The organism is Microcoleus sp. CAWBG58 (assembly GCF_020883045.1).
Lineage (GTDB): Bacteria > Cyanobacteriota > Cyanobacteriia > Cyanobacteriales > Microcoleaceae > Microcoleus.
The window spans coordinates 18,060-29,464 of sequence record NZ_JAHRFA010000003.1 but is presented as its reverse complement, the minus strand read 5'-3'; the positions used below and the strand labels follow the sequence as shown (position 1 = coordinate 29,464).

Sequence of the window (11,405 nt, the reverse complement as noted above, 5' to 3'; positions counted from 1 at the left end):
CTCACTACGAACCTGATGCCGAACTTAATTCAGGTTTTCTCACCGGAGGGGATTTTACTGAGTTGAGCAGATAAATTTTTCGGCTGTTTGGGAAGCACGACTGTAAATACGCTGCCTTGACCGAGATTGCTGCTAATAGCAATCTCGCCATTAAAAGGTTTTAAAAGTTCAATACAAGTATAAAGTCCGAGGCCAGTTCCTGTTGGTTCCCCTTCGTTTTTTTCTTCCCCTTTAGGTGGCTTCGACGTATAAAAAGGGTCAAAAAGTTTTGACAAATCTTCAGGTGCTATGCCGCATCCCGTATCTGCAATATCCATGTATATGTTCGAGTTATCTTGCCGAGTCACGATAGTTAGTTCCCTACTTTTTCTTTCCCACATAGCATCCATTGCATTATTTATTAAGTTATAAAATACTTGAGACATATAGGAATAAATTAAGGGAAGGTTCGGAATCTGTTCGTCATAAAAGTATTTTTTTCTAATCTTATTCTTGAAAAACATATTTCCTTCCAATAGTTGAATTTCTCGCTGTACTAAATCGTTGATATTTACAGGATGCAAATCTTGGTTTTGTTCTTTCCTGCTTTTCATCATCAGAGTATCCATAATCTGATTAATTTTTGAGACAGCTTGAAAGATGTATTTGGTATAATTTAAAAAAGAGTCTTCTTGAATTTTTGTGGCTTTTGTTTCAATCAAATCGACGCTAGTCTGGATCACTTGTAGCGGGCTTTTGAGGTTGTGCACCATTCCCTGGGTCAAACGTCCGATGATGGCTGTTTTTTCCTGGTCGATTAATTGCTTGGTTTTTTGTTCGACAAGTCTTTCCAGATTTTGGTTGAGCTGGGCTAGTTCTAGGTTTTTTTCTTCGAGTTTTTGTTGCAAGTTGCGGATTGTCAAGTGAGTTTCTATGCGGCTCAACACTTCTTCGTGCTGGAAAGGCTTAGTGATGTAGTCAACTGCTCCTGTCTGAAAGCCTTTTACTTTATCAAGGGTCTCGGAAAGGGCGCTCATGAAGATGATTGGAATGTCTCGGGTTGACGGGTCTGCTTTCAAACGCAGGCAAGTTTCAAAACCGTCAATTCCGGGCATCATGATATCCAAAAGAATCAAGTCGGGATGGATGTATTCAATTTGCTCGATCGCACTTTCGCCGTCTAGAGCCACTAATACTTTAAATCCGTAATTTCTTAACAACTCGAAAAGTACGTCAAGATTTGTTTGGTTGTCATCGACAATTAGTATGATGCTTCTTTCGGAATTCTTATCGTTCATATTCAAGGTAAAAATTAAAATGATTGAGTTGTGAGTTGTCGGTTGTAATTTTACATCAGATTCAAGGGATTTTCCGTGCTTCTAGAAACCAGGTTGCTGGGTAGATGCCGACGTTGGCAATAGCCTCTTTATAGGGCAATACTGTTCAGTTAACAGTGTTTATTTTCCGGAGATCCCCCTCGCATCCCCCGGATAGTCGGGGGACTTTGAGAAGAATCCTGTACCCCCCTTTTTAAGGGGGGTAGGGGTCGAGTAGGGGGCAAGCTAAGGGGGGATCGGGTTTAATCCAAGCGTATTGCGTTATTGACAATCACGATCGGGGCGTGAGATTTAACTGATTTTAATTTATCGGTTGGCTACCCTCAATTTTAGGGCAAATGTTGCTTCAAAAAATCTCGAATTTGCCTGAGCTGAAATCCTTTAGCAAGTTGGCGAACGTGCTGAACGAAAGGGACTAATGTCGGGTCAGAATTTTCTAGTTTAGCAGTTTCCTCCAGAATAGCTTCAATATCGCCCATAGCAGCCAATCTTAACAAGACAAAGACTGACTCTGAACCAGGAGACACTATTGTTGAGTCAGCAATCGCAATCTCCGATAATGCTTTGGGAGTTTGAGCTTTGCGTTTTTTGGTTTCCGATCCCTCTTCGTAAATCCATTCTAGTCTCAAATGCAGGCGCAATAATTCTAAAAGGTCGTTAGTTTGAATCGGTTTGGTGACAAAATTATCGCAACCTGCAAGTATGCTTTTTTGCCTGGTAGTCTCGTAAACGCTAGCGGACAAAGCAAGGATAACCGCATCTTTTAATTCCGGCAACTGTCGCAGCCGCCTGGTGGCTTCCCAGCCGTCCATTACTGGCATCAGCAAGTCCATTAAAATTAGATCCGGTAGAAATTCCTGTGCTTTGTGCAAACAGTCTGCGCCGTCTGTGGCTTCTGCAATGTCAAAGCCCAAACGAGAAAGCAGTCTGTGCAGCATGGCACGATTTACTTCGTGATCGTCTACGATCAGGACTTTCCGGTGGCTGCCTCTAAAACCGATAAGCCGGCGTTTTTCTTGTGTGGAGGGGGTTTCAGAATATTCGGCGACTGCGGGCAAGTCTATATCCAACCAAAATATGCTACCTTTGCCGGGGGTACTTTGGACGTGAATGTCACTGCCCATTATTTTGACTAATTTTTGGCTGATGGAAAGTCCTAGTCCGGTACCTTCGACGAAATTGTTACGATCGCCCACTTGATGAAAAGGCAAAAATATTTCTTCTAGTTTATTCTGCCGGATGCCGATCCCGGTATCTTCGATTTGAAAGCGAATTTTAGCGGTTGGGGCCCGATCGCCAATAGTTGTGGCGATCGCTTCGGGCGCTTCTGTGGTTTCCCGCAGGGCGATCGACTTTTTCGGATCGTCTGCATTCGCAGTCAAATTGATTGTTTGAGTAGCAACTTCTGCTGTCAAACTAGACTTCGCACAGTGGGTTTGAGGATAATTTTCTGCGTAACCGACTTTGAAGGTCACGCCACCGCTCACCGTAAACTTAACCGCATTGCTGAGCAAATTAATCAAAACTTGGCGCAATCTGATTTCATCAACAAAAACGTAGTCTGGCAGCGCCGACACCTGCTCGTAATTAAACGCAATTCCTTTTTGATGGGAGCGCATCTGGAACAGATCGACAATACTTTTAACAAAGCTAGGAAAATGCAGGTTTGTCGGTGACAGTTCCATTTTACTAGCTTCGATTTTCGAGAGGTCTAAAACGTCATTAATCAGGGTTAGCAGGTGGTTGCCACACTGGTGAACGTTGTTGAGACTTTCTTGTTGCTCCGCAGTTAAATTCTTATCCGGTTTGAGCAGTTGAATGTATCCTAAAATCCCGTTCAAAGGCGTCCGCAATTCGTGGCTCATGTTGGCGAGAAAGTCGCTTTTAGCGCGGTTGGCAGTTTCGGCGGCTTCTTTGGCTAATTGCAGGGCGGCTTCTGCTTGTTTGCGATCGGCTATTTCGATTTGTGCTTGTTCAAATAGGGTCGATTGCTGAATGGCGATCGCCAACTGCACGCCCAATTGTTTCAGGCACTCTGCCTCCAATTTTTGCCAGGGATGGGGGCCAGTGCAGTGGTGGGCTATCAACAGCCCCCACAATTTTTCGCCTTGCAAAATCGGGACTACTAGACTTGCTCTCACTTGGAGGCGAGTCAACAAACTCAAGTAACAGTCGGCGAGGCCGGCATTGCAAACATCTTCTGTAGCTCTAATTCTGCCATCTAGGTAAAGAGGAACGTAGGCTTCCCCAAAACAGGGGTCATAAATTTCCATTCCTATAATTGATAGGGTATTTTCGTCAACAGATTCGACTGCAACAAACCCGCTCCAATCCGGATTGAATTGGTAAATTACAGTCCGGTTTACTTGCAAAAACTGGCGAACTTCTTCAACTGCTTTGGTGAGGATCTGTTCTAAATTAAGAGAAGAGCGAATGCGTTCCAGCATGGCTACTGCCAACTGTTCGCGCTTTAATTGCTGGCGCAAAAATGCTTCTGATTCTTTGCGTTTTGTGATGTCTGTAATGACGGCAATTAACCCAACCGAATGGTTGTTTGTGTCTTTAATGCTATCGGCTCGCACTAGAGCGGTAACAGCTTCATCGCTCTTGGTTCGCAGGGCAACTTCGCCGCACCAAGAGCGACCTTTGCGAATGTTTTTATAGATTTTTTTGTAACTTTTAGGCCGGATGTAAAGCGCGGCGCTATCGGCTAATTCGTTGAGTTCTTCCACGGTGTAGCCGTAACGCTGAATGAAGGCTTGATTGTGGTAAATAGACTGCCCTTTCAAGTCGGCGATCGCGATCGCGTCGCTGGTACTTTCCACAGCTTGAGTGACCCGCAGCAAAGCTAATTCTGCTGCTTTGCGATCGCTGATATCGGTCATCGAACCCACCATCCGCAGGGGGTTTCCGGCTTCGTCCCAGACTGCTTGAGCGCGGGCGAGCACCCACTTGTAGCTGCCGTCTTTGCACTGCAAGCGGTATTCGGCGGCGTAATTGGGGGTTTGGCGATCGAGATAATCTTGGATTGTGGCTTGCACTCGATCGCGATCGTCTGGATGGATGCGATCGATCCATTCGCTGTTGCTGCTGTCGATTTCGCCGTCTGCGTAACCCATAATTTCTTGCCAGCGGGCCGATCGAAAAGCTTCATCTGTTTGAAGATTCAAGTCCCAAATTCCGTCTTGATTGCCTTTAAGAACTAACTGCCAGCGTTCTTCACTTTTACGCAATTCTTCTTCGGCTTGTTTGCGCTGAATGTGAGAACCCAACTGAGTCGCTACCGCATTGACCAATTCTACTATACGCGGTTCCATAATCGATCGATCGCGCTTGCAGAACAGTAAAACTGCCAGCACCTCTGAATTGGCGCGAATCGGCACTCCGAAACAAGCTTTCAATCCGACTGCTCCCGCCATTTGCGATCGGGCAAAAAATGCATTATTGACTACAGAAACATCTTCAATCCATTCCATCTTTTTGGTTGACCAAATCCGTCCGGGTACTCCCAATCCAGGCGCGAACCTAATTTTCTTACTTTCGTGGCCAAACCTATCTAAATCGCGATCGCTAGCATACCAAGTTTCGCTGTGTCCCAAAACAGTACCATTAGCAACTGGTATCCAAGCTTCAGCAAAATTCCAGCCGATCGCAGTGCACAGCAACCGGAGGATATCAGGGAGAGCGCTGTGAAAATCTACCGACTTACTAATGGCTTGAGTTGCTGCAAGCAACAGCTTAATTTCATCTTCTGCTTGCTTGCTTTCTGTAATATCAGTTCCCGTGCCGAGAATTTGTTTTAACTTGCCATCTGCTGTTTTTGCAAATACAGTATCTCGGCTGACAATCCAGCGCCAAGAACCATCCTTGTGCCGGATGCGGTATTCAATTTCAAAGATCTCTCCTTCTGTACCCGTTGCGACTTGCTGTAAATAATCAGGCATTTTGATGGCATCTTCCGGGTGCATTAAAGTTAACATCAACGGCCCCATTGCCTGAATCTCATCTACTGTATAGCCAATAATCTGAGAGATAGAAGCATTCGCATAAATATTTTTTTGTTCTATCAAGTCGTAAACATACAAAATATTAGGACTTGCCTCAGCAATGCGATCGCCGAACCGCTTGCTATCTTCCAAATCTGCTTCTGCTTTCTTTTTCTCAGCAATATCGCGAACAATGCAAATTATTTCGCCCTCAGGCAGGACTGTCAGCGAGACTTCTTGAGGGAATTGAGAGCCATCGCGGCGGCAGCCTACTGCTTCTGTGCTGCAATAACCTTGGCGCGCTAAAGTCGGCATAATTTCCCGCTCAAACCTTGCGAGTTCTGCACCTTCATAAAATATTTTCCAACTTTTACCCAATATTTCTTCTAGGGCATTGTAACCGTAGATTTTGAGTTTAGCTGCGTTGGCATAAATCAGCTCTCCGCTGGCATTGACAATACCGATACCTTCGGAAGCGGCAGCCATTGCTGCTGCTTGTCGCTGGAGTTTTGACTCAAAACGCTTGCGGCTGGTGATGTCCCGGACGATCGCAATAATTTCGTCATCCGTACAGAAGACTATTCTCGCTTCAAAATCGCACAGTACATCCTGAATTGGCAGTTGATATTCTACAACTTGAATCTCGCCGATCTCGATCGCTTGTTGATTGCCGGACAAGATTTTTTTAGCAAAGGCAGCAGGCAAGATGTCTTGTGCTTTTTGACCAATAAATATGTTTTCCGGTATCAGGGTTTGGATATCTTTTGCGGGTTTGAAGTCTACAAAAGTGCCGTCGGCGCGACAGCGGAATATCATATCGGGTATCGCGTTTAAAAGAGCGCGATTAGTGGCTTCGCTTTTACGCAATTCAGCTTCAGCTTGCTTGCTCAATGTAATATCTCTGGCAACTGCATAAATTAAACTTTCTTCAGCAAAAGGTGATGCCGTCCACGACAGCCATTTATAAGTACCATCTGGGCAAATACAGCGGTTTTCTAAGTTAATAACGGGGTGAGAATTTTGAAGTTTTTCTAATTCAGCTATAGTTATTGCTCTGTCTTCTGGATGCACGAATTCTATAAAAGGTTTGGCTAGAAGTTCGTCTCGGCTGTAACCTAATACATTTGACCAAGCAGGGTTTAAGCGTTTGAAATAGCCGTCAAAACCTGCAATGCAAAGTAAATCTAGCGAAATGCTAAAGAAGCGATCGCGCTCTTGTTGTGTTTGTTTTAATTCGGTGACATCCATCACCAAACCGTCCCAAACTATATCCCCATTGGCTTGCTTGGAGGGCTTAGCCGCGCCTTGCAGCCATTTCACTCGTTCTCCCGTAACTTGTCGCCACTGGTGCTGCCAAGATTCCTGACTCGCCGCTGAAGTTGCGATCGTTCGATGCAAGTCTGAGATGTCATCGGCGTGAACTGTAGCAAAAGCCAAGCTGGCATTTTCTTCTATTTCTTCAGGTCTTAAATTGTAGAGCTGCCAACTCCCAGAAGAAACATAAGTAAAAGATGTTTTGCCATCCACATAAAGCCTGTATTGATAAATCATTCCCGGCACGTTGGTGCTGATTATCTTAAATCGAGCTTCGCTTTCCTGCAATGCTATTTGTTGGCGCTTGTATTCGGTCACATCTCGCATGATTCCGACCAACATTTTAGTGCCGTTAGCTTTATTAAAAACTGTTTTTTTGGTAGATATAATGCGTTCTTGACCTGCGCTATCTGTAAAAGTCTCTTCCGTTTGTTTGGGAATACTTCTTTGCAATACTTGCTCGTCTTGTTGCTCAAAAACTTTGGCTTGTGCTGCGCCCAAAAACTCGTATCCCGACCTACCTATAAGTTCCGATCGCCCTTTTCCCATCAATTCGCAAAAAGCATCGTTTAGTACAACCCACCTATGTTGCTCGTCTTTGACAAAAATTGGGTCAGGAGTAGCATTAATCGTGTGATTTAAAAACTCTTCTGATGCTTTTAGTTCGGCTTCGTAGTGATAGCGGTCGCTCACGTCCAAAATTACTTTAATCATCCGGTCGATCGAGCCGTCGCGGCCCCGGATGCAGCGCAGGGAAACCCGAGTATAAACTATTTTTCCATCTTTTTTGCGCCATCTTTTGTCTAAAATATAGCCTTCGCTCTCCCCGGCAAAAATTTTATTTAACTGCTCTAAACTAGCCTGCCAGTCTTCAGGATAGCCCCACTGTTCCCAATTTCCGTGCAAAAGTTCTTGGCGCTCGTATCCCAGCAAATTGCACAAAGCATCGTTAACTTCCAACCACTGGCATTGTGTGGGTTCTGAGAGGGAAACTGGAGGAGCAATAATCGCAATTCCGACGAGGGAATTTTCGACTACGGAGCGATATTTTGCTTCACTTTTTTGCAAAGCTTCTTGGTTGTGCTGCCGCTCAACTGCGTAGCGGAGCGATCGCATTAACACCTCGCTGTCGATTTTTCGCTTGACTAGATAATCCTGAGCTCCTGCTTGGATTGACTGCACGGCGAGTTCTTCATCGTTGTGCGCCGTCAGTACGACGATCGGAGTATTGAGGCTGTATTCTTGTATGTTAACAATTGTACTTATGTCTTGGCTGTCTGGCAGCGAAAGGTCAAGTAAAATCACATCAAAATGTTCGCCGAGCAAAATTTGCTGCGCTTTGCTGAGACGGTCTGTACAGCTTACTGACAGCCTTTGGGGTTCGGCTCGGCTGACATTTGTTTCTAATAACAATTCTTCGATTAGATCTGCTTCGGCTTGATTGTCTTCGACCAGGAGAACCTTAAAGCCGTTTCGCTTTGCGGTTGAGCTCAAAACTGATATCATATACCTTGTTAATGATCGTAAGGCAGTCGAGCTAACTATTATAGCATAAAAATAATTGAATGCCAAAAATCTCGGTTATAAAAAACAAGATATTTTTTGTTCAATAACTACAATGCTCTACATCGACTGTGTTTTTGCTCCAAGTACGTCAACTCAATTAGAGGTCAAACTTTTACAGTTTTTAGAAGCTAGGTTTTTTGAGGTAAACGAAGCTGCTTGGTGTTGTGTTTTTTGGGCGATCGCCCCCGGCAGCCGATCGCCCCCGGCAACGGCCCCTTGGTTTCCCTTTACACTACCAACACAATCCGAGCGGTATCCCCGCACCACTGCGCCCGCCCAAAAAACGGTAGGAATTATTTTTGATGTTCACATTTTTACTCCTCTTTTTTATGATAGCTTACAGAAACTCCCCACTGCCATTTCTTTACTATTTGCAATTTATTAAATAAATCTTCCCTTGGGGTATTGCCATTTAGGAAAAAAGTTATAATATTGAAATAGAGGCAATCAAAAACTCGGGTGGATACCGCCTCTCGAAACATCCGATAATTGGCGAAACAGTTGGCGAAACAGAACGACATTAAAAAAATGACCGTCCTTGGTTTACCGTCCTTTTATCCCACCAAAAAACGGAGACAGGCTCCCAAAACGAGTCGCCAGCAGCGCAAAATTTTAGACTCTTGTTCAAGCTAGCAGATTCATCTGTGGTGGAGTAAATCTCACATATCAAATCTCAAATTCTCTGAGCGAACTGAGCTGAAATTGAGGAAAAAAATAATGCCAGAAAAATTAGCAATTCAAGAAAAACAAGTTTTAATTCCCAAAGAAAAAGCCTTAATATTGTGGTTTGATGAAGTCGGGATAGCCGACATCCCATTAGTAGGGGGTAAAAATGCTTCATTGGGGGAAATGATTCAACAGTTAACCCCCAAAGGAGTCAGCGTCCCCAATGGATTTGCAACTACAGCATACGCTTATCGGTACTTCATCGAGTCAGCGGGTTTAGAAGCAAAATTGCGCGAAATCTTTGCCGATTTAGACGTAGAAAATCTCCAGAACCTCCGCATCAAAGGGAAGCAAGCGCGGGCGTTAATTCTCGATACACCGTTTCCGCGAGACTTGCAAGCGGCGATCGCAGATGCTTACGATCGACTGTGCGATCGCTACGGCGACAGTACAGACGTAGCAGTCCGTTCGTCCGCCACCGCCGAAGACTTACCAGACGCCAGTTTCGCCGGACAGCAAGAAACCTACCTCAACGTCCACGGCTGCACCAGCGTCCTCCAATGCTGCCACAAATGCTTCGCCTCCACCTTCACCGACAGAGCGATTTCTTACCGCCAACAGCGAGGTTTCGACCACTTTGAAGTCGCCTTATCCGTCGGCGTGCAGAAAATGGTGCGATCGGACTTAGCATCCTCCGGCGTCATGTTCAGCATCGACACCGAAACCGGCTTCAAAAATGCCGCCTTAATCACCGCCGCCTACGGATTAGGAGAAAACATCGTTCAAGGAGCAGTAAATCCCGACGAATACCTAGTTTTTAAACCCACATTAAAACAAGGTTTCCGCCCAATTCTCGACAAACGCCTCGGCACCAAAGACATCAAAATGGTGTACGATCTCGGCGGTTCCAAATACACCAAAAACCTCTCGGTAGCCCCAGCAGAACGCGGCAAATACGCCCTTAACGATGAAGAAATTCTGCAACTAGCACGTTGGGCCGTACAGATAGAAGAACACTACTCTCAAGTCCGCGGCACCTACACGCCGATGGACATCGAGTGGGCAAAAGATGGCAATACAGGCGAACTATTCATCGTCCAAGCGCGGCCGGAAACAGTACAATCACAAAAATCTGCTACAGTTTTACGCAACTACAAATTGCAAGGTTCCAGCGCAGTTTTGGCAACAGGGCGTGCCGTTGGTGAAGCTATCGGACAAGGTAAAGCCCGCGTAATTTTAGACGTTCACCAAATCGCTGACTTTGAAGCAGGGGAAGTTCTTGTTACCAACAAAACTGACCCGGATTGGGAACCGATCATGAAAAAAGCCAGCGCGATTGTCACCAATTCCGGCGGCCGTACTTGCCATGCTGCGATCATTGCCCGGGAAATGGGAATCCCCGCCATTGTCGGCACCGGCGACGGTACCAAAGTCTTGCAAAACAATCAAGAAATTACTGTTTCTTGTGCCGAAGGAGAGGAAGGCAAAGTTTATTCTGGTTTAGTGCCGTTTGAAATTAAAGAAACTGCGATCGACAATTTGCCCCGCACCCGCACTCAAATTTTAATGAATGTCGGCAACCCAGAAGAAGCTTTTGGTTTGTCAGCAATTCCTTGCGATGGCGTAGGGTTAGCGCGGCTAGAATTCATCATCGCCAACCACATCAAAGCGCATCCCTTGGCACTGATTCACTTTGACGAATTGACCGACACATCAGTCAAGCGCCAAATTGCCAAACTCACAGCACTTTACAAACACAAACCCGATTTCTTTACCGACAAACTAGCCCGCGGAATTGCCACCATCGCCGCCGCCTTTTATCCCAATCCTGTCATCGTGCGGATGAGCGATTTCAAGAGCAACGAATATGCTAATCTGCTGGGAGGGCGGCAGTTTGAACCGAAGGAAGAAAACCCGATGATCGGGTGGCGCGGCGCTTCTCGTTATTATGACCCGAATTACCGCGAAGCTTATGCTTTGGAATGCAAGGCATTGAAGCGCGTTCGCGACGAAATGGGCTTGACAAATGTGATTCCGATGATTCCGTTTTGTCGCACGCCGGAGGAAGGCCGCAAAGTGTTGGCTGAGATGGCAAAACACGGTTTAGTCAAGGGTGAAAATGGCTTGCAGGTGTACGTGATGTGCGAATTGCCCAGCAATGTCATATTTGCTGACGAATTTGCCAGGGTGTTTGACGGATTCTCGATCGGCTCTAACGACTTAACTCAGCTAACATTAGGATTAGATCGGGATTCTGCCTTAGTTGCCCACATCTTTGACGAACGCAATGAAGCTGTGAAGCGGATGGTGGAAATTGCCATTAAAGCCGCCAAAAAGTACGATCGCAAGATTGGAATTTGCGGCCAAGCACCCAGCGATTATCCTGAGTTTGCTCGCTTCTTGGTTGAGTTGGGAATTGATTCAATTAGTTTGAATCCCGATTCGGTTTTGAAGACTTTGCTTGATGTTGCTAAGGTGGAGGCTTCCGGTGCGGTAATGGATTTAGCGGCCCAGGTTGCTAAAGTTTAATCCATCTCCCCTTCGTAGCGAGGAATGC

Annotated in this window: 4 protein-coding genes; 2 read left to right on the top strand and 2 right to left on the bottom strand. The window is 45.6% G+C overall.

Annotated features, from left to right (window positions below; all coding sequences use genetic code 11):
• Positions 1–29: 29 nt before the first annotated feature.
• Together QZ918_RS01640 and QZ918_RS01635 are read right to left on the bottom strand one after the other, a co-directional pair.
• The gene (locus QZ918_RS01640) at positions 30–1,277 is read right to left on the bottom strand and encodes a hybrid sensor histidine kinase/response regulator (RefSeq protein WP_293149989.1); all 1,248 of its coding nucleotides are present in this window, start codon (positions 1,275–1,277) and stop codon (positions 30–32) included.
• Between the two features lie 368 nt (positions 1,278–1,645).
• Entirely contained in the window at positions 1,646–8,122 is a 6,477-nt protein-coding gene (locus QZ918_RS01635; RefSeq protein ID WP_527250377.1) for a PAS domain S-box protein, read from the bottom strand.
• 112 nt (positions 8,123–8,234) lie between these two features.
• Between QZ918_RS01635 and QZ918_RS01630 the strand changes: the two genes are divergently transcribed.
• Together QZ918_RS01630 and ppsA are read left to right on the top strand one after the other, a co-directional pair.
• Entirely contained in the window at positions 8,235–8,567 is a 333-nt protein-coding gene (locus tag QZ918_RS01630; RefSeq protein ID WP_293330282.1) for a hypothetical protein, read from the top strand.
• Between the two features lie 332 nt (positions 8,568–8,899).
• Positions 8,900–11,377 carry a phosphoenolpyruvate synthase gene (ppsA, locus tag QZ918_RS01625; protein ID WP_293330279.1) on the top strand — a complete coding sequence of 826 codons (2,478 nt, stop codon included), beginning with the start codon at positions 8,900–8,902 and terminating at the stop codon, positions 11,375–11,377.
• The last annotated feature ends 28 nt before the right edge of the window (positions 11,378–11,405 follow it).

Coding starts and splice junctions, on each gene's coding strand:
- QZ918_RS01640 (WP_293149989.1), bottom strand. CDS start 1,277: ATGAACGATAAGAATTCCGAAAGAAGCATCATACTAATTGTCGATGAC.
- QZ918_RS01635 (WP_527250377.1), bottom strand. CDS start 8,122: ATGATATCAGTTTTGAGCTCAACCGCAAAGCGAAACGGCTTTAAGGTT.
- QZ918_RS01630 (WP_293330282.1), top strand. CDS start 8,235: ATGCTCTACATCGACTGTGTTTTTGCTCCAAGTACGTCAACTCAATTA.
- ppsA (WP_293330279.1), top strand. CDS start 8,900: ATGCCAGAAAAATTAGCAATTCAAGAAAAACAAGTTTTAATTCCCAAA.